The sequence below is a fragment of the Methylobacterium sp. 10 genome (assembly GCF_000519085.1).
Lineage (GTDB): Bacteria > Pseudomonadota > Alphaproteobacteria > Rhizobiales > Beijerinckiaceae > Methylobacterium.
In genome coordinates, this window is sequence record NZ_KI912577.1 from 4,314,889 (window position 1) to 4,332,328 (window position 17,440).

Consider the following 17,440-nt stretch of genomic DNA (forward strand, 5'->3'; position numbering starts at 1 on the left):
GATCGATGCCTTGCTGATCTCGACAGGTAACGGGATCGGCAATGGTCTTCCAGCTATTATTTGTCAGTCCCAAGATACGTTTGGTTGTTCTGATTTTCTCTCTGGAATATTTATAGACGAGGTATCCGTTCGACGCCTCATGACGCCGGTTATGTTTCCATAGCCTAACGAATTCAGCAGGACGGCCCGGCCATGATCGACGGCGAGCCGGCGCGAAGGGCATCAGCTAACCGCCAAGCGTCGGGGCTGTTTCGGCAGGTGGTCGTGCGGCCCGAATGTCCCATCCGGGCTGCCGTTCCGGAATCCCGTCCGGCACAGACGGTGTCTCGAACAGTGGCGTTTGCAGTTCGAGCCGATCCCTTGTTTGCCCGTCTCCTAGACGATGGACCGGCGGCCAACAATCTGCCGGCAGCCGCAATCCGTTCAAATGCCGGGTTTTGAAACTGCCGTGTCATGGCGCGTATGCCCGTAAGGGGCCATGTCGAGACAAAGAAAAACCCGCGCGGGAGGCGATCCCACGCGGGCTTTCAGGATGCGATCACCGGCTCGCGAGAGCCGGCGACCGTTCTGTCGGCGCCGGACTTAGTCCTGCGCGTCGTCCTTGTCGTCGCTGGTGCGGGCCTTCTTGAAGGCGGCACCGAGGATCTCGCCGAGGGAGGCGCCGGAATCGGCGGAGCCGAACTGAGCCATCGCCTCTTTCTCCTCGGCCATTTCCAGGGCCTTGATCGAGAGCTGGACCCGACGCGCCTTGCGATCGAACTGGATCACGCGGGCATCGAACTTTTCCCCGGCGGCGAAGCGCTCGGGACGCTGATCGCCACGGTCGCGGGCGAGCTCGGCCCGGCGGATGAAGGTGGAGAGGTCGGTGTCGACGATCTTCACCTCGACGCCCGAATCCTTCACTTCCAGCACTTCGCAGGTCACGATCTGACCCTTCTTGAACTCGCCGGCCTCCGTGAAGGGGTCGCCGCCAAGCTGCTTCACGCCGAGCGAGATACGCTCCTTCTCGACGTCGACGTCGAGAACCTGGGCGCGCAGCATGTCGCCCTTCTTGAACTCTTCGATGACCTGTTCGCCGGGACGGTTCCAGTCGAGATCCGACAGGTGGACCATGCCGTCGACGTCGCCGTCGAGACCGATGAACAGACCGAACTCGGTCTTGTTCTTGACCTCACCCTCGACCTCGGAGCCGACCGGATGCTGCTCGGCAAAGGCCTCCCAGGGGTTCTGGAGGGTCTGCTTGAGGCCGAGCGAGATGCGGCGCTTGACGGGATCGACTTCGAGGATCTGCACTTCCACTTCCTGCGAGGTGGAAACGATCTTGCCCGGATGGACGTTTTTCTTCGTCCAGGACATCTCGGAGACGTGGATCAGGCCTTCGATGCCCGGCTCCAGCTCCACGAAGGCGCCGTAATCGGTGATGTTGGTGACACGGCCCTTGAGCTTGGCGTCGACCGGGTAGCGCTGGGCGATACCCTCCCACGGATCGGCGAGCAGCTGCTTGATGCCGAGCGAGATGCGGTGGGTCTCGTGATTGATCTTGATGATCTTGACCTTGACCGTCTGGCCGATGGTCACGACTTCGGACGGATGGTTCACGCGGCGCCACGCCATGTCGGTGACGTGGAGCAGGCCGTCGATCCCGCCGAGATCGACGAAGGCGCCGTACTCGGTGATGTTCTTGACGACGCCGTCGATGACCTGACCCTCTTCGAGGTTGGCCACGAGCTCGGAGCGCTGCTCGGCGCGGCTCTCTTCGAGGACGGTGCGGCGCGACACGACGATGTTGCCGCGGCGGCGATCCATCTTGAGGATCTGGAACGGCTGCGGGGTGCCCAGCAGCGGGGTGACGTCGCGGACGGGACGGATGTCCACCTGCGAGCGCGGCAGGAACGCCACGGCGCCGTCGAGGTCGACGGTGTAGCCGCCCTTGACCTGGTTGAAGATCGCGCCGGTGACGCGCTCGTTGGCCTCGAAGGCCTTCTCGAGCTTGACCCAGCTCTCCTCGCGGCGCGCCTTGTCGCGCGAGATGACGGCCTCGCCGAGCGCGTTCTCGATGCGGTCGACATAGACCTCGACCTCGTCGCCGACGACGAGTTCGCCTTCGCGGCCGGGGCCGTTGAATTCCTTGAGGGCGACACGGCCTTCCGTCTTGGCGCCGATGTCGATGACGGCCACGTCCTTCTCGATCGCGACGACGCGACCCTTGACGACGGAACCTTCGGTGATCTCGTGCTCGAGGAAGCTCTCCTCGAGGAGAGCCGCGAAGTCGTCGCGGCTCGGGTTACGCTGCAGGGCGTTACCAGCGGTCATTCTGTCTCCTGACAGGCCTCATGGTCGAGGCCGGCGTCGGCGGTTCGTGTGACGGGGCACCCTCGGCGATCGCCGCCTACGAGGCCCCTGGAGGACCCAACAGGCTCACCCCCCGCAGGAGGGCCGACGCAATCTGGAACAATGGTCGAGGGCCATTCCCCAACGGGCCGATGGCGGGACGAAAAGCCCGCGCACAGTCGAATCCGAAGGGAGGACGGCGCTCCCATAACCGATCGCGTCCGTTTCGGCAACAGAACGCTTACGATCCCCGGCGAGGGACGCGTTCAAGCGAGCATCCACCGCGGCGTATCGGCGTGGCGCAGCCAGATCGCGGAGGCGACCGAGAGCGCCTCGAGCGGCATCTCCACGTCCCCGCGGCCCTTGTCCCAGAGTTCGATTCCGGAAAAGCCGATCTTGCGGATCGTCAGCCACGCGCCGAAGGGGAATGTCGCGTCAGTACCCTGACCGGGGCCGAAACACTCCTCGAAAGCCAGGGGATCGATCATCATCTGATCGTATTTCCGGAGGTGCTCCGCGATCGAGACCTTGGACCGGAACAGGATGCGGTCGCGGATGTGGGACGAGAAACAGGGCTCGTATTCCGTGAGCGTCATCCGGAGCTTGCCTCCGATGCGCAGATAGGGCGGGTTCGGCCCGGCCTCGCTGAAGTTGAGCGGGCTCCAGCCTTCTTCGTTCATCAGCGACTCGGCCAACGTCACCGGTTCTGATGCCACCAGTCGCGGATCGGCGTCGGCAGCCGCCGTGTCGGGACCGGATCCCGCGGCCAGGATGTCGGACCCGATCGCGTGGCCGCCCGGCTCGTACTCCGCCACGTCGTGTGCCGTTTCGTGAGAGGCCATCATTCGCCCCGTAAAAGTGTCCCCGGCAATCGAGGGCGATCAATATTGCGCATTTTCTTATGTTTGGCGATCATGCAGCGCACCAAGACGACAAAGGCGCCGCAACAGCGGCGCCTTTGGTCTGATGTCTGTTGGTTGGCGGACGTTCGACGCGACGACTACTCCTCGTCTTCGTCCTCGGGGCTGCGCATGCCCTTGAGCTTGGCGAAGACCGAATCCGCGTTGAGCTTCTCGTCGCGCTCGTTGCGGTGATGCTCGTCGGCTTCCTCGAAATTGCCGGCGGTGGAGACTTCGGTCGGCAGCAGGGTCGCGCCGGCATCGGTGGGCAAGACAGCCGGGCGGTCCTTGGCGGCGCGCTGGACTTCGAAATCGAGGTCGATCTGCGTGCAGAGGCCGAGGGTCACCGGGTCCATCGGCTGCAGCGAGCCGGAATTCCAGTGGGTGCGCTCCCGGATCTGCTGGATCGTCGACTTGGTGGTGCCGACGAGTCGGATGACCTGCGCGTCCTTGAGCTCGGGGTGGTTGCGCAGCAGCCAGAGGATGGCGTTCGGCCGATCCTGGCGGCGCGACAGCGGTGTGTAGCGCGGCCCCTTGGTGGTGCGCTTGACCTCGGGCAGCTTCACCTTCGAGATGGCGACCTTGAGCTTGTAGTTGGGGGCGTTCTGCGCCTTCTCGATCTCGTCGCGGGTGAGCTGCCCGGTGGTGATCGGGTCGAGGCCCTTGATCCCGGCGGCGACTTCGCCATCGGCGATGCCCTTCACTTCGAGGGGATGCAGCTTGCAGAAATCGGCGATCTGCTCGAAGGCGAGGGACGTGTTCTCGACCAGCCAGACGGCGGTCGCCTTCGGCATCAGCGGACCTTGGGACATGCTCTATGGCTCCGACGTTAGCGGGGGAACGGGCGGCGCCGGGCATCGGTCCGCAGGCTCCGGATGAATCGATCCGGAAGTCCCGTCTCACGCTCTCAAAAGGGGATCAGCGTATATAGGCGGCGGCCGAAGGGCGCGCAATTGCCTTCACGTCCGGTCATCGCCAATCGATGGCCTGATACGCGCGATCTCCCCTGGCGATTCGCAACCGTGCGGCGGAGTCTCGATGCCGCCCAACGACCGGCTCCAGCGCATCGGCGCGGTGGGGCGCCCGCGATACGCGGCGCCGACCGTCAGACGAACAGGCTCGAAACGCTCGATTCCGTCGCCGTTCGGCCGATGGCCTCACCCAAGAGCGGGGCGATGGTGGCCACGCGGATGTTGCGAGCGAGCTTGACCGCCTGCGTCGGCTGAATGGAATCGGTGATCACCAATTCCTTCATCCGCGATGCGGCGATGCGGGAGACCGCACCGCCCGAGAGCACCCCATGGGTGATGTAGGCCGACACATCCTTGGCGCCGGCGTTCAGGAGGGCCTCGGCGGCGTTCACCAGGGTGCCGCCGGAATCGACGATGTCGTCGACGAGGATGCAGGACCGACCCTCGACCTCGCCGATGATGTTCATGACCTCCGATTCGCCCGGGCGCTCCCGGCGCTTGTCGACGATGGCCAGCGTCGCGTCGATGCGCTTGGCGATGGCGCGGGCGCGGACCACGCCGCCGACATCGGGGGAGACGACCATCCATTCCTTCGGGTCTAGACGCTCCTTGATGTCGCGCACGATCACCGGGGCGGCGAAGAGGTTGTCGGTGGGAATGTCGAAGAAGCCCTGGATCTGTCCCGCATGGAGATCGAGGGTCATCACCCGGTCGGCACCTGCCTCGGTAATGAGGTTGGCCACGAGCTTGGCCGAGATTGGGGTGCGCCCGGAGGTGCGCCGGTCCTGCCGGGCATAGCCGAAATAGGGGATCACCGCCGTGATGCGCCGCGCCGAGGAGCGCCGTGCCGCGTCGATCATGATGAGCAGTTCCATCAGGTGATCGTTGGCGGGGAAGGAGGTCGACTGCACAATGAAGACGTCCTCGCCGCGGACATTCTCCTGCAGTTCGACGAAGATCTCCATGTCCGCGAATCGGCGGACCATGCACTTGGCCAGGGGAAGCTCGAGATAGGCGGAGATCGCCTCCGCCAGCGGACGGCTGGCATTTCCAGCGATGATCTTGATCGAGGACTTCATGCCGCCGTCTTCATCTCACGATTCCTGTGCCGCGCCGGATACCGGCCCCCTCGGCGCGGCACCCCTTACAGGCCCCGACCCGGTGTCACAATGCCTTCACCGATCATGGCGGGCTGCCCTGCACAGATCATGGCTCCAGCAGGCGGTGGAGATGGACGATGAAATAGCGAGTCTGAGCGCTGTCGACGGTGGCCTGCGCCTTGGATTTCCAGGCGCTCTGCGCGGAGGCATAGTCTGGAAAGATTCCGACGATGTCGAGCCCCTTCACATCGCGGAAATTGATGCCTTCGAGGTTCTCGAGCTCGCCGCCGAAGACGAGGTGCAGCTTCTGTCCGCTATCGATCGTGGTGGTCATCGTTTCTCCTTGGCAGGCTGTGGGGCCGCTGGCACGGGGTAGGATCGAGGGTGCGGGGCCGACATGCGGCGCCGCGCTTTAGCGGTGTTCGAGACGCGAAGCGAGATACCGCGCGTCGTCAAGCATCCGCCGCGCCAGTTGTCTCAGGGCCGCCATGCGCCGGCCGCGGGACTCACACTTCGAACAGGGATTGCTGAGGCGGGGCCCCCGCCGGCTTTCGCGGTGGCCGCTTGCGCTTCGGCGGTCCCTTCCCGCCGGGCGCCGCATCGTCCTGAGGTTCGGAGCGGACGAACCGGGTCCCATCCGCGAACTCTATGCCGAGGCGCTGTCCCGGCGTCACCGAGGCGGCGGCACGCACCGGGGCCCCGTCCTCGTCGCGGACCAGGGCGAAGCCGCGGGCGAGGACGGCGCGGTAGCTCAGCGTGCCGAGGAGCGCTGCGAAATTGCCGAGCCTGTCGCTTCGGCGCTCGATCAGGCGACGGACCGCCTGGCCGAGCCGCGTATCGAGGGCGCCGAGGCGTTCGGAGCGGCGGGCGGTCTCCGTGCGGGCGCGAACGAGGGTCTGTTCGCGGGCGACGACGAGGCGCCGGCCGAGATAGGCCAGCGCCTCGCTCTTGCGCGTCGCGTAGTTCTGCAGGGCGGAACGAGGACGGTCGGCGACGAGGGCGAGGCGGCCGCGCGCCTGGGCCAGCCGCAATTCCGGCGGGTGCCGCCCGAGCCGATCGAGCAGGCGGCCGAACCGCGCCCGGTGGTCGCGCGCATTTCCGGCCAGCGCCGGCATGAGCCGGGCCTCGGCGAGGTCGAGCCGTTGGCGTTTTCCCGCGAGGAAGGCATCCGCCCCCGGCATGGCGCGCAGGAGCGCCCGTAGGTCGGAGCCTTCGCGGTCGAGCTTGCGCCGGACGGCTTCGCCTTGGCGGTGGCCGAGGTCGCGGATCTCGGCGACGAGATCCGCGCGAACGGGAACGGCCATCTCGGCGGCGCCCGTCGGCGTCGGCGCGCGGCGATCCGAGACGAAATCAATCAGGGTGGTGTCGGTCTCGTGGCCCACCGCCGAAATCAGGGGGATGGTGCTCTCCGAGGCGGCGCGGACCACGATCTCTTCGTTGAACGCCCACAGATCCTCGATCGAGCCGCCGCCCCGCGCGACGATGAGCACGTCCGGCCGTGGGATCGCACCGTCCGGCACGAGCGCATTGAAGCCACGGATAGCGGCGGCGATCTCCTCGGCCGCCCCCTCCCCCTGGACACGCACCGGCCAGACCAGGACCGGTCGCGGGAAGCGATCTTCCAACCGGTGAAGAATGTCCCGGATGACGGCGCCGGTGGGTGAGGTCACCACGCCGACGACCCGGGGAAGATAGGGGATCGCACGCTTGCGCTCGGTGGCGAACAGGCCTTCCGCCGCGAGGACACGCTTGCGCTCCTCCAGTAAAGCCATCCAGGCGCCGATCCCAGCGGGCTCGAGGGTCTCGACGACGATCTGATAAGACGACTTGCCGGCGAAGGTGGTGATGCGCCCGGTGGCAACCACCTCCAGCCCCTCCTGGGGTCGCTGGCGCAGGCGGTTGAACGTTCCCTTCCAAACCACCGCGTCGATGCGGGCAGTGCCATCCTTCAGCGAGAAATAGGCGTGTCCGGAGCCATGCTGGCCGCGATAGCCTGAAATCTCGCCGCGCAATCGGACATGGCCGAACGCATCTTCCAACGTCCGTTTCAGAGCCGAAGCGAGATCTCCCACGGACCATTCAGGTGCGTTGGAGACCGCCGGAGTCGAAGCGGTGGGATTTGAAGAGGCAGGATTTGAGGCGGGGGGAGGAACGAGGGCCATGGTGCGGCGGACGCTAGGCCGGGCCGGCAATGGGGTAAACCCCGGCGCCGTCCGCTAGAACATGAAGGCCAGCAGGAGAATGCCCGACAGGACGGGAGCGACTCCGATGGCGAGCGCCCAGGGCCAGAACCCCGGGACGTGCGGCGGTCTGTTGTCGTTGACGGGTCGGACCGAGGGTCGGCCACTCACGAGGAACTGCGACAAACGAAGTCCGGACCCGGTTTGCGGGACCATCGGCGGGGCAGCGGAGTGGCGACATCCTGGCATGACTTTATCCAACCCGCGGAGGGCTCGCATCGTTCCTGCGATAATCATCAATTGCGCGAGGTCGGAGAAGGAATTTTGGGCATCGATACGATCGGTGTGCCGGGGCCTTCGCGAGCGCATGCCTAGCGGGAAGGCTTTCCATCTTTCGCTTTTCGGGGGAAACCCTGTTCGGGAATGCCCGCCGCCCGGCGCTGTAGGCCTTCGACGATGCTATATTTCGGACCGACCGTTCGCCACTCGACCCGTTGCCACTTGGCCATTCGCTCCGGCTCCAGTTCATGCCGGCTCCGGCATCCCGGCATGCCTTCCGCGTCCTTCGAAGCGTGACTTATGAACATCCTCCTCATCGGCTCCGGCGGACGCGAACATGCCCTGGCTTATGCCATCGCCAAAAGCCCGCTCTGCTCCCGTTTGTTCACGGCCCCGGGCAATCCGGGCACGGCCGAGTACGGCGAGAACCGTCCCGATCTCGCGGTCACAGACCATGAGGCGGTGAGGCGGTTCTGCGAGACCGCCGGGATCGGTCTCGTGGTGGTCGGGCCGGAGGCCCCCCTCGTGGCGGGCCTCGTGGACGATCTCCTGGTGGCGGGCATCCGAGCCTTCGGGCCCACCAGGGCGGCGGCGCAGCTCGAAGGCTCGAAGGGCTTCACCAAGGATCTCTGCGCCGAGCGTGGCATCCCCACCGCCGCCTTCGCCCGCTTCACCGAGCGGGACGCCGCCCTCGCCTATCTGGCGCAATCCGGTGCGCCCATCGTGGTGAAGGCCGACGGCCTCGCCGCCGGCAAGGGCGTCGTGGTCGCGGAGACCCTGGAACAGGCCGAGAGCGCGGTCCGGTCCATGCTCGGGGAGCCAGGCGCCGAGATCGTCATCGAGGAATGCCTGTTCGGCGAGGAGGCGAGCTTCTTCGCCCTCTGCGACGGCACGAACGCGGTGCCGATCGGGACGGCGCAGGACCATAAGCGTGTGTTCGACGGGGATCGCGGCCCCAATACCGGCGGCATGGGCGCCTATTCCCCGGCCACCATCCTCACGCCCGCCCTCGAACGTGAGGTGATGGACACGATCATCGCCCCGACCCTGGCGGGAATGCGCGAGCGCGGGACGCCCTTCACCGGCATTCTCTATGCCGGCCTGATGCTGACCGCCGAAGGGCCCAAGCTCATCGAGTACAACACCCGCTTCGGCGACCCCGAGGCGCAGGTGCTGATGCCCCGTCTCGCCTCGGATCTGGTGCCGGCCCTGCTCGCCGCCTGCGAGGGCGACGTCACCGGCATCGCGCTGCAATTCGACGCCCATCGCGCCGCGCTGACCGTGGTGATGGCGGCGGCCGGTTATCCCGGCGCGGTGATGCGGGGTTCGACCATCCGGGGGATCGCGGAGGCCGGCGCCAACAACGCGGTCATCGTGTTCCAGGCCGGCACGCGGGCGGAGAATGGCCGCATCGTCGCCGATGGCGGCCGGGTTCTGGCGGTGACGGCGACCGGCGACAGCATGATGGAGGCCCAGGCCCGCGCTTATGCGGCGGTGTCGCGGATCGACTGGCCCGAGGGCTTCTGCCGCCGGGACATCGGCCGACGGGCCGTGGCCCGCGAAGTGGCCGGGGACGGCATCTGACGGGACGGTGCCCTTGAAATCCCGGGCGCCCGCTCATCTTGCACGGTGACGGCCGGTATCGCGCCGGCGCGGAGGAATCGACCGATGGGCTACGTCTCGAAGACCGTGATGGAAGAGGGCAAGGCCGCCAAGATCGCGGGCCAGCCGGATGCGTCCAACCCCTACCCCGCCGGATCGCAGAATAGCGCCGACTGGCTCGAAGGCTACACCTATGACGAGGCCGAGCAGAACGTCGACGACGACTCGGACGAGTAGCCGCCCGGCTCAGTCCTTGGTCCAGATCTGTCCGTGATAGACGAACACGTCGTACCGGTTCGCCAGGGCGGCGAGGCCTGAAAAGGCGGGGTCCTGGACGGAGATCACGCTGGTGGGGATCGCCTCCATCTGCGTGACGAAGGGCGGCTTGTGCTCGAAGGACCGCCGGAAATCGCCCTTTTCCAGGATGGGCAGGATCCGCGGCGCGATGCCGCCGCCGATATAGACGCCACCCGTGGCGAGGAACGTCAGGGCAAGGTCACCGCAGACCCGGCCGAGAAGCTTGGTGAAGAGGGCGACGGATTCGACCGCATGAGGATCGCTCCCGTCGACCCCCCGCGTGGTTACCATGGCAGGCTCGGCCTCCGCCGCGTCCCGACCGGTTCGGGCGCGATGGACCGCCTTGTAGAGGCGCGCGAGCCCAGGCCCCGAGAGCAGCGCCTCGACCGTCACCCGCCCCTCGATCCGCTCCACATGCCGCCAGATCTCCTCTTCGGCCGCATCGGCGGGCCCGAAATCCACGTGTCCCGCTTCGGTGGAGACGATGGTGAGCCGGTCCGCGTAGGGGATGACCGCTGCGGCGCCGAACCCGGTTCCGGGACCAAGGACGAGCCTGGTCCCCTGGTCGCCCTTCAGCCCGCCGTCGCGATAGGGGCCGATCGGCGTCAGGTCGGTGGGTGCGATATCCACGGCGCCGGCGGCGACAGGCACGTAATCGTTGACGACGACCGCACGCGAAAGGCCGAAATCCCGCCCGATCCGCGCACCCTCGATGACCCAGTCCGCATTGGTGAGGCGGACGGCGGGCCCATCGATCCGGGCGGCGACGGCCAGGATCGTCGAGCGCGGCGCCGGTCCGGCATGCGTATCGAGAACGGACCTGATCGCGGCACTCGGGTCGGGGAAGGCGTTCGTCTGGACATGCCCGACGATCTCCGCCTCGGCGCCCGGCTCCGGCACGAGTGCGAAACGGGCATTGGTGCCGCCGATATCGCCGACGAGGACCGGGAACTCGAACATGCGTACGGTTGTCCTTCGCGCTGGAATCCGGAGTTTGACATCTCTCCTGCCCTCGAATCGAGGGCGGAGCGTCACGATCGGGTCTGCGGCACCGGCCCGGATACGGGACCGCGGCCGGTCGCGCCCTCAGGCGGGCGGCAGGGCGTCGGGGTCGATCGGCGCTCCATCGGCCCAGGCATAGATGAGTGCGCGCACGGCATCGGGATCCGTGAGACGCCGCGTGGCGATGGTGTCGCTGCCGCCGATGCGGACGCTGACCCCGCCCGTCTCGTTCACCACGGCGAAGGCCTTCTCGTCGGTGAGATCGTCGCCGAGGAACATCGCGCGACGGCCGGCATAGGGCGGCGCTTCCGACAAGGCGCGGATGGCATGGCCCTTGGTGGCCGAGGCCGGGACGATCTCACCAACCGCCTTGCCCAGCTGCAGCCGGTAATCGGCGCCGAGATCGGCCGCCGCCGCCTTCACCGCCTCCTCCGCCTGCGCAGCGTCGGTGGGCGTGGCGAGGCGCCAATGCACGGCGACGGAGGCACCCTTGTCCTCGATCAGCACGGATTCGAGGTCGCGCACGGCGTCCTTCAAACCGGCGATGCGGGCGCGCAGGGCGGGATGATCCTCGGCGCTTCCGCCGGATACGATCCCGTCGACCCGCCGCTCGACCCCGTGAAGTCCGGCGACGTCGAACCTGGCGGGCGAGAGAAAGTCGTCGATCACCGCGATGGGGCGGCCGGTGACGATGGCGAGCGCTCCGCCGAGGCGGTCCCGCAAGCGCAGGAGCGCGGGCGCGAGCTCCGGGGCGACCACCACCTGGTCCGGCCGCGGAGCGATCTCCACGAGGGTGCCGTCGAAATCGAGAAAGAGGGCGAAATCCGTCACAGGCATTGTCCCAGGGTGTCTCGCTCGGGATGGCCGGCTCACCGAGACGGCCGATCCACCAAAGCGGCCGAATACCTATCATCCGCGTCGCGAGCGGGGCTAGCATGGCCCGCGCCACGCGCAAACGCCGTGTCTCGAATATCGCCTCCGCGCCGGCCCCGTCGCGACAGCGGTCTCCCGTTTCCGGGAGGACGCTCGACCGACACCCCCCTGACAGTCCTTCGAATCGAGGATGACGCCGATGCACCCGACACCCCTGCCCTGCGGTCCCGGCCAGGAAAGCGTGTGGGATTATCCGCGCCCGCCGCGGCTGGAGCGCGTGGCCCGGCGCCTGCGTGTGGTCTTCGCCGGCACGATCGTCGCCGAGACGGCGGCGGGTTACCGCGTGCTCGAAACGAGCCATCCGCCGACCTACTACCTGCCCCCCGGCGACGTGGCCGACGGCGTGCTCGGACCGGCCAAGACGGCGGGGATCTGCGAATGGAAGGGCCGCGCCGTCCTCTACGATGTCGTGGCCGGGGGGCATCGGGCTCCGGGCGCGGCCTGGGCCTACCCGGCGCCCAAACCGGATTTCGCGGCCATCGCCGGTTATGTCTCCTTCTATGCCGGGGCGATGGAGGCCTGTTTCGTCGGCGACGTGAAGGTCGAGCCGCAGCCCGGCGGTTTCTATGGCGGCTGGATCACCCCGGAGGTCGTCGGCCCGTTCAAGGGCGGGCCGGGGAGCATGGGCTGGTGAGCGCCACGGCCGGCGGTTTCCCTGCGCCACGCGACGGGCCTTCGATGCGCCATGCGACGGCCCTTCGGCGTGTCACCGAAAGCCGGCAGATACCGGTACCCATGGCGCCGAACGATGCTCTAAAGCCCGGGATCAGGTTCGACGAGACGGCCGCCCGAGGGCGGTGAAGACGGAGTGGCGCGCATGCAGGACATCCCGGTGCAGGAGATGCCCATAACCGACCCGAAGGCCCTCGGCCTCTGCCCCGAGCGGCTCGAGCGGGTCGATGGCTGGATGCGAAGGCTGGTGGCCGAGGGCAAGCTCGCCGGCCTCTCGGTGATGCTGTCGCGGCGCGGGGAGACCGCGTTCTTCCGCGCCCATGGTCTGGCCGACATCGCCCGCGCGACGCCGTTCGCCGCCGATACGATCACCCGCATCTACTCGATGACGAAGCCGCTGACCTCGGTGGCCGTGATGATGCTCTACGAGGAAGGGCGCTTCCAGCTCGACGACCCGATCACCCGCTTCCTGCCCGAATTCGCCGAGATGCGGGTCTTCACCGGCGGCAACCGGGTCAAGGCCGAGACCGTGCCGGCGGAGCGCCCGATCACCATCCGGGACCTCCTCACCCATACGGCGGGCTTCACCTACGGCTTCATGGAAGCGACCCTCGTCGACGCGCTCTACCGGCAGAACGGTGTCGATTTCGGCGAGAACCAGGACGCGAGCCTCGCCGAGGTGGTCGCCCGGCTGGCGCGTCAGCCCCTCCTCGCCCAGCCCGGCGCGGAATGGAACTACAGCGTCGCCACCGACCTCCTCGGCCACCTCGTCGCGGTGGTCTCGGGCCAGGATTTCGGCGATTTCCTCAAAACGAGGGTGATCGATCCGCTGGGCATGGTCGATACGGATTTCTTCGTGCCAGCCGACAAGGTCTCGCGGCTGGCGGCCAATTACAGCCTGTTCCGCGACCGCAGCCTCAAGCTCTACGACGACGCGGTGGGAAGCCGCTTCGCCGCCAGGCCCGCGATCGCCTCGGGCGGGGGCGGTCTCGTCTCGACGGCGTCGGACTACATGCGCTTCTGCCGCTTCATCCTCGGGCGCGGCGCCCTCGACGGCGTGCGGCTCCTCGGCCGCAAGACGGTGGACCTGATGCTGATGAACCATCTCGGCGGCGACCTCGCCTCGATGGGCCAGCCGCGCTTCTCGGAATCGTCCTATACCGGAATCGGCTTCGGGCTCGGATTCTCGGTCATGCTCGACCCCGCGCGGGCGCAGATCGTCGGCACGCCCGGCGAAGTCGCCTGGGGCGGCCTGGCCAGTACCTCGTTCTGGATCGACCCGGCAGAGGATCTCGCGGTGGTGATGCTGGCCCAGCTCATCCCGTCCTCGGCCCTGCCGATCAGACGGGAATTGCGGGTGCTGACCTACGCCGCCCTCGTGGAGTGACGGAGCTTCCAGGCATCGTCCCGGATCCGGGACGATGCCGCTTTCATGGATCGTCGGTCGGCGCGTCCGGCCGGTAGCCTACTCGGCGGGCTTGGTCGCCGGCTTCGGGGCCGTCGCGGCCGGTTTCGTGGCGGGCGCGGCCGGCGCACCGGCCCCCGTCGCGGCCGGCGCGGGCTTGGGCGCCCATTCCGGATCGGAGCGGGGACCACCCGGGCCGTTGGTGGGTCCGGTGATCTGTCCCGGCAAAGTGTCGGTGACCTTGGTCCAGGCCTGCGACATGCACATGAAGCGCAGCATGCAGCCGCGCACGGTGAGTTCGCCGGGCTTCTCGCTCCAGATCGTCACGTCGTAGAACGAACCGTCCTCGGCGTTGTAGATCTTGCCTTCGTAATGGTTCTCGGCGTTGGGCTTGATGCCCATGATGAGCTGATGGCCGAGGGAGGGGCGGGCCTGCTTCTTCGGGTCGGGGTTCTTGAAGTCGATCCGGGGCTGGCCCTTGTCGTTCAGCGGCACCTTCAGCCAGACGACGTAGCCGCAGACGTGATCGTTCTTCGCACCGCATTTCTCGAGGCGGACGCGAGCCCGGCCATCCTCGGTGAGCCAGGTTCCGCTCGGATCGTTGGGAGCAGCCATGGCGAGACCGGATATCGCACTGAGTGCGAGACCGGCCGCCGGCGCCAGGAGGCGCCCGGCCATGACCGAAATGGGTCGATACGTCATCAAGAACATCCTTAACCCGACCCGAAACGCGACCGTCCGTGCCCATGCCGTCCGCCCGTCCGGGGCGCGTGGTCGAGCACGCGGTGGCGGGAGCCGCCCTCGTCTGAAGGCCCCGGCTTCGGATGTGAACGTGACCGGATCATGGCCGGCCCACGGCGTCCTAACGGATTTCGCGGGGGCAACGAGAGAATTCTTCGTGAGGTCATAGGCATCTCGCCTCGGACGATGCCGCATGAAAAAGGGCCGGTGCTCACGCACCGACCCTGATCCCGCCATTGACGAGGAACGCGGCCTTACTCGGCCGCCGTCATCTCGGAGGTGAAGTGGCCGCACCAATCCTTGGACGCCACCACCGGCCACAGGCCCGGCGACTTCGGCTCGGGCTGGCTCACCGGCGGGTTGTAGCGGCAGAGACCTTCGTCACCGGCCGAGAGGCCGCCATTGATCTTGTGATCGTCGAAGAAACGGCAGCTCTCGCAGGCCGCGCTGGTGCTGTGTGCCATGTGTATCTCCCAATGGTCCGGTCCAGGCAGAGGAGGCATATCGAGCCTCGCCGCCGCATAGTTATTAATTAGAATAACTCCAGACTGAGGTCAAGGGCTGGTTCCTCCTCCTTGAAGCGGTCCGCCCTTTGGTATGGCTGCCGGGCCCCGAGTGTCGCGATCATAATGGCAAAGCACCCGAAGCCTGAGGAGGTTGCTGCCACGCTGCGCAGGCAGTTGTGCCGATCTCACGGGGCGAGAGCGTCGCAGATGCCATCCACGCGCTCGGCGTGAGTTCAGTGACGGGCTACCGGTGGCGGCGTGAGTGCGGCGGCCTGTCGTCGGACCGAGTTCGACAGATGATGGTTCCGGAGACCGAGACTGCTCGACCGGACCAGGCTCAACGGCGCGCCCGCCTCGTCCGTGCCGATATTCTCGCCCAGGATGTCGCGCACCCGCCGGAAGGCGCCACTCGTCGCCGGCGCGCCGGCAGGAATCGCCGTCTGCAAGAGCCGCGCCTGCAAGTCGTGGAGATCGACGCCGTTGTCGAGTGCCGGGCAAATGTGGAGCTTGAACTCCTCCCCCCGCATCAGCGCCAGGGTGACCAGGGAGCGCGTCCGGCAGGCGGGGGTCGCCCTAGACCTCGCTTCTTGACCGGCCGAGGAAGGCGCCGAGATGGGCGGCCACCATGCCCGGATGCTCGACGGCGAGAAGGTGAGCCGCCCGCGGCAGGAGGACGAGTTCCGCTTGAGGGATGCCGGCGCAGATCTCTTCGGCCATGGGCGGGGGGGTGGACGGGTCGTCGCGCCCGGCGATGACCAGGGTCGGCGCCCGGATGCGCCCCAGCATGGGCCTGAGATCCATCTCGCCGATGGCCTCGCAGGCACGTGCGTAGCCGGTTCGATCGCAGGCGACGAAGTCATCCCTGATCGTCGTGAGGACAGCGGGTGATGCCTCGCGGAAGCCGGCGGTGAATCACCGCCCGAGAGTGGCCTCCACGATCGCGGCCGTCCCCTGCATCCGCACCGTCGCGGCCCGCTCGCCCCAGGTCTCGCGGCTGGGGAGATGGGCGGCGGTCGCCATCAGGCCGAGGCTGAGAACCCGCTCGGGGGCCTGCGCCGCCACGGCCTGGACGGTCATGCCGCCGAGGGAAAGCCCCGCGAGATGCGCCTTCTCGATATCGAGGGCGTCGAGAAGGCCGATGAAGTCGGCCGCCAGATCCTCGATACGGGTCTCGGTATCAAGGGCCGGAGAAGCGCCGTGGCCGCGCGTGTCGTAGCGCAGGATCCGATAGAGGCCGCGCAGGCGCGTCTCCATGCCGTCCCACATCGCGAGCGTGGTGCCCAGGGAGTTCGACAGGGCGAGGACCGGCGCGCCCGCCGGTCCGGACAGGTCGACATTGAGGTCGACGCCGTTGGCTCGGATCAGGGGCATGCGCGGTCAGGCTCCATCTTGGGAAAATGTGTCGCCTTCCACGCTGCTGGCGCGCATCGCCGAGGTCGCGAAGAGCGGCCCGAGCTGGTCCGAATCGAGGGCCGGGACGCTCATCCGTCAGGTTCCCAGCCCGAGGGCGGAGCGAGCCTCGGCCGGGTTGGCGACCCGCCTGCCATGGCGGGTCACCGCGTCCACGGCGAGGCCGACGAGTTCGGCGTTGCTGGCCGCCAGGCGGTCCTTCGTGATGCGGATGTTGTCCTCCAGGCCGGTGCGCACCGCGTCGGCCCCGCGAGCCAGGGCCCATTCCATGACCACCGCCTGATTGCGGCCGATGCCGGCCGCCGTCCAGGTCGCCTTGGGCAGGATGCGCCGCATCTCGCCGAGCAGAATGTCGAGCAGGTGCTCGTCCGCCGGCATGGCGTTCTGGACGCCCATGACGAACTGCACATGGGGGCGCGCGTCCATGAGGCCCGATTCCACGAGGCGCTTGGCGCCGTGCAGATGCGAGAGGTCGAAAATCTCGATCTCCGGCCGTACGCCGTACGCCTTCATCTGGCTGGCGAGGGCGCTCACGAGACTGGCGGAGTTCTCGTAGACGATGGTGGGGAAGTTCACCGAGCCCGTGGACAGCGACGCCATGTCGGGCCGATGCTTCAGCGACAGGCCGCGCGCGGCCGGGTCGCGCCCGCGTCCTCCGGTGGAGAATTGCACGACCATCCCGGGGCAATGCCTGCGCAGGCCCTCCTGCACGGCGGCGAATTTGTCCGGGTCGGAAGACGGGCTCTCGTCGTCGTTGCGGACGTGGATATGGGCGAGCGTCGCGCCGGCCTCGTAGGCCTGATGCGTGGATTCGATCTGCTCGGCGATCGTCACCGGCACGGCCGGGTTGTCCGTCTTGCGCGGCACCGAGCCGGTGATCGCCACGGCGACGACGACGGGGTTGCTGCTCATGGCTCCATCCTTCCGCTACAGGTCGAAGAACACGGTTTCGGCCTTGGCGCACAGCACGATGTCGAAAAGGTATACGAGGGCGCAGTGGCGTCGTCTCGATGCCGCGGCGCGCGACCGGTCCGTCACGGCAGGGGCATCGGCCCGGCATCGGCCCGGCATCGGCCATTGGATCGATCTCGATCAGCCTGTCGCCGGGGAAG

At 67.5% G+C, this 17,440-nt stretch carries 18 protein-coding genes and 1 pseudogene; 5 read left to right on the forward strand and 14 right to left on the reverse strand.

The genetic code is table 11. The features are described from left to right. Positions 1 to 582: 582 nt before the first annotated feature. The 6 genes from rpsA to xseA all read right to left on the reverse strand — a co-directional run bounded on the left by rpsA (position 583) and on the right by xseA (position 7,463). Positions 583 to 2,313 carry a 30S ribosomal protein S1 gene (gene rpsA, locus K368_RS0120305; protein ID WP_027173943.1) on the reverse strand — a complete coding sequence of 577 codons (1,731 nt, stop codon included), beginning with the start codon at positions 2,311 to 2,313 and terminating at the stop codon, positions 583 to 585. A gap of 284 nt (positions 2,314 to 2,597) precedes the next feature. Further along, complete coding sequence (locus tag K368_RS0120310; RefSeq protein WP_027173944.1) at positions 2,598 to 3,176, reverse strand: hypothetical protein; 579 nt, start codon at positions 3,174 to 3,176, stop codon at positions 2,598 to 2,600. A 155-nt stretch (positions 3,177 to 3,331) separates the two neighbouring features. Further along, positions 3,332 to 4,042, reverse strand: a complete 711-nt coding sequence (locus K368_RS0120315; protein ID WP_027173945.1) for a DUF1013 domain-containing protein — start codon at positions 4,040 to 4,042, stop codon at positions 3,332 to 3,334. A gap of 293 nt (positions 4,043 to 4,335) precedes the next feature. After that, the gene (locus K368_RS0120320; RefSeq protein WP_019903469.1) at positions 4,336 to 5,280 is read right to left on the reverse strand and encodes a ribose-phosphate pyrophosphokinase; all 945 of its coding nucleotides are present in this window, start codon (positions 5,278 to 5,280) and stop codon (positions 4,336 to 4,338) included. A gap of 127 nt (positions 5,281 to 5,407) precedes the next feature. Then, positions 5,408 to 5,635 carry a DUF4170 domain-containing protein gene (locus K368_RS0120325; protein WP_018043154.1) on the reverse strand — a complete coding sequence of 76 codons (228 nt, stop codon included), beginning with the start codon at positions 5,633 to 5,635 and terminating at the stop codon, positions 5,408 to 5,410. 172 nt (positions 5,636 to 5,807) lie between these two features. After that, on the reverse strand, positions 5,808 to 7,463 hold the full coding sequence (xseA, locus tag K368_RS0120330) for an exodeoxyribonuclease VII large subunit (RefSeq protein WP_027173946.1): 1,656 nt from the start codon (positions 7,461 to 7,463) through the stop codon (positions 5,808 to 5,810). A 597-nt stretch (positions 7,464 to 8,060) separates the two neighbouring features. Here xseA and purD point away from each other — a divergent pair. Together purD and K368_RS27155 are read left to right on the forward strand one after the other, a co-directional pair. Then, positions 8,061 to 9,344, forward strand: coding sequence for a phosphoribosylamine--glycine ligase (gene purD / locus K368_RS0120340; protein WP_027173948.1), 1,284 nt, complete (start codon positions 8,061 to 8,063; stop codon positions 9,342 to 9,344). 84 nt (positions 9,345 to 9,428) lie between these two features. Continuing rightward, positions 9,429 to 9,599, forward strand: coding sequence for a hypothetical protein (locus K368_RS27155; protein WP_197031045.1), 171 nt, complete (start codon positions 9,429 to 9,431; stop codon positions 9,597 to 9,599). Between the two features lie 9 nt (positions 9,600 to 9,608). Here K368_RS27155 and K368_RS0120350 read toward each other — a convergent pair whose 3' ends face one another. Together K368_RS0120350 and otsB are read right to left on the reverse strand one after the other, a co-directional pair. Further along, entirely contained in the window at positions 9,609 to 10,619 is a 1,011-nt protein-coding gene (locus K368_RS0120350; RefSeq protein WP_027173949.1) for a glucokinase, read from the reverse strand. A 126-nt stretch (positions 10,620 to 10,745) separates the two neighbouring features. After that, positions 10,746 to 11,492, reverse strand: a complete 747-nt coding sequence (otsB, locus tag K368_RS0120355; protein WP_245259631.1) for a trehalose-phosphatase — start codon at positions 11,490 to 11,492, stop codon at positions 10,746 to 10,748. 241 nt (positions 11,493 to 11,733) lie between these two features. Between otsB and K368_RS0120360 the strand changes: the two genes are divergently transcribed. Both K368_RS0120360 and K368_RS0120365 read left to right on the forward strand, forming a co-directional pair. Next, positions 11,734 to 12,228, forward strand: a complete 495-nt coding sequence (locus K368_RS0120360; protein WP_027173951.1) for a DUF427 domain-containing protein — start codon at positions 11,734 to 11,736, stop codon at positions 12,226 to 12,228. A gap of 207 nt (positions 12,229 to 12,435) precedes the next feature. Beyond that, positions 12,436 to 13,653 (forward strand): serine hydrolase domain-containing protein, encoded by a 1,218-nt coding sequence (locus tag K368_RS0120365; protein WP_027173952.1) that lies wholly within the window; start codon positions 12,436 to 12,438, stop codon positions 13,651 to 13,653. 78 nt (positions 13,654 to 13,731) lie between these two features. On the opposite strand, the gene K368_RS0120370 is transcribed toward K368_RS0120365, so the two are convergent. Both K368_RS0120370 and K368_RS0120375 read right to left on the reverse strand, forming a co-directional pair. After that, positions 13,732 to 14,373, reverse strand: coding sequence for a DUF2147 domain-containing protein (locus K368_RS0120370; RefSeq protein ID WP_027173953.1), 642 nt, complete (start codon positions 14,371 to 14,373; stop codon positions 13,732 to 13,734). Positions 14,374 to 14,666: 293 nt separating this feature from the next. Next, the gene (locus K368_RS0120375; protein WP_027173954.1) at positions 14,667 to 14,876 is read right to left on the reverse strand and encodes a hypothetical protein; all 210 of its coding nucleotides are present in this window, start codon (positions 14,874 to 14,876) and stop codon (positions 14,667 to 14,669) included. A 165-nt stretch (positions 14,877 to 15,041) separates the two neighbouring features. Here K368_RS0120375 and K368_RS27485 point away from each other — a divergent pair. Then, positions 15,042 to 15,217: pseudogene (locus K368_RS27485) on the forward strand (IS3 family transposase); the annotation flags it as partial. On the opposite strand, the gene K368_RS25675 reads toward K368_RS27485, so the two are convergent. The 4 genes from K368_RS25675 to K368_RS0120395 all read right to left on the reverse strand — a co-directional run bounded on the left by K368_RS25675 (position 15,152) and on the right by K368_RS0120395 (position 17,240). After that, positions 15,152 to 15,445: a hypothetical protein gene (locus K368_RS25675; protein ID WP_051439942.1), complete on the reverse strand. Its 294-nt coding sequence runs from the start codon at positions 15,443 to 15,445 to the stop codon at positions 15,152 to 15,154. The pseudogene K368_RS27485 and the gene K368_RS25675 overlap by 66 nt on opposite strands. A gap of 46 nt (positions 15,446 to 15,491) precedes the next feature. Next, entirely contained in the window at positions 15,492 to 15,704 is a 213-nt protein-coding gene (locus K368_RS27490) for an alpha/beta fold hydrolase (RefSeq protein ID WP_245259632.1), read from the reverse strand. 126 nt (positions 15,705 to 15,830) lie between these two features. Next, positions 15,831 to 16,289 carry an alpha/beta fold hydrolase gene (locus K368_RS27495; protein ID WP_245259633.1) on the reverse strand — a complete coding sequence of 153 codons (459 nt, stop codon included), beginning with the start codon at positions 16,287 to 16,289 and terminating at the stop codon, positions 15,831 to 15,833. A 117-nt stretch (positions 16,290 to 16,406) separates the two neighbouring features. Then, entirely contained in the window at positions 16,407 to 17,240 is an 834-nt protein-coding gene (locus tag K368_RS0120395) for a 3-keto-5-aminohexanoate cleavage protein (protein WP_027173955.1), read from the reverse strand. Positions 17,241 to 17,440: the final 200 nt, after the last annotated feature.

What these genes read in the sequence shown, in the direction of transcription:
- rpsA (WP_027173943.1), bottom strand. Translation starts at nt 2,313, where the DNA reads ATGACCGCTGGTAACGCCCTGCAGCGTAACCCGAGCCGCGACGACTTC.
- K368_RS0120310 (WP_027173944.1), bottom strand. Translation starts at nt 3,176, where the DNA reads ATGATGGCCTCTCACGAAACGGCACACGACGTGGCGGAGTACGAGCCG.
- K368_RS0120315 (WP_027173945.1), bottom strand. Translation starts at nt 4,042, where the DNA reads ATGTCCCAAGGTCCGCTGATGCCGAAGGCGACCGCCGTCTGGCTGGTC.
- K368_RS0120320 (WP_019903469.1), bottom strand. Translation starts at nt 5,280, where the DNA reads ATGAAGTCCTCGATCAAGATCATCGCTGGAAATGCCAGCCGTCCGCTG.
- K368_RS0120325 (WP_018043154.1), bottom strand. Translation starts at nt 5,635, where the DNA reads ATGACCACCACGATCGATAGCGGACAGAAGCTGCACCTCGTCTTCGGC.
- xseA (WP_027173946.1), bottom strand. Translation starts at nt 7,463, where the DNA reads ATGGCCCTCGTTCCTCCCCCCGCCTCAAATCCTGCCTCTTCAAATCCC.
- purD (WP_027173948.1), top strand. Translation starts at nt 8,061, where the DNA reads ATGAACATCCTCCTCATCGGCTCCGGCGGACGCGAACATGCCCTGGCT.
- K368_RS27155 (WP_197031045.1), top strand. Translation starts at nt 9,429, where the DNA reads ATGGGCTACGTCTCGAAGACCGTGATGGAAGAGGGCAAGGCCGCCAAG.
- K368_RS0120350 (WP_027173949.1), bottom strand. Translation starts at nt 10,619, where the DNA reads ATGTTCGAGTTCCCGGTCCTCGTCGGCGATATCGGCGGCACCAATGCC.
- K368_RS0120360 (WP_027173951.1), top strand. Translation starts at nt 11,734, where the DNA reads ATGCACCCGACACCCCTGCCCTGCGGTCCCGGCCAGGAAAGCGTGTGG.
- K368_RS0120365 (WP_027173952.1), top strand. Translation starts at nt 12,436, where the DNA reads ATGCCCATAACCGACCCGAAGGCCCTCGGCCTCTGCCCCGAGCGGCTC.
- K368_RS0120370 (WP_027173953.1), bottom strand. Translation starts at nt 14,373, where the DNA reads ATGACGTATCGACCCATTTCGGTCATGGCCGGGCGCCTCCTGGCGCCG.
- K368_RS0120375 (WP_027173954.1), bottom strand. Translation starts at nt 14,876, where the DNA reads ATGGCACACAGCACCAGCGCGGCCTGCGAGAGCTGCCGTTTCTTCGAC.
- K368_RS25675 (WP_051439942.1), bottom strand. Translation starts at nt 15,445, where the DNA reads ATGCGGGGGGAGGAGTTCAAGCTCCACATTTGCCCGGCACTCGACAAC.
- K368_RS27490 (WP_245259632.1), bottom strand. Translation starts at nt 15,704, where the DNA reads ATGCTGGGGCGCATCCGGGCGCCGACCCTGGTCATCGCCGGGCGCGAC.
- K368_RS27495 (WP_245259633.1), bottom strand. Translation starts at nt 16,289, where the DNA reads ATGCCCCTGATCCGAGCCAACGGCGTCGACCTCAATGTCGACCTGTCC.
- K368_RS0120395 (WP_027173955.1), bottom strand. Translation starts at nt 17,240, where the DNA reads ATGAGCAGCAACCCCGTCGTCGTCGCCGTGGCGATCACCGGCTCGGTG.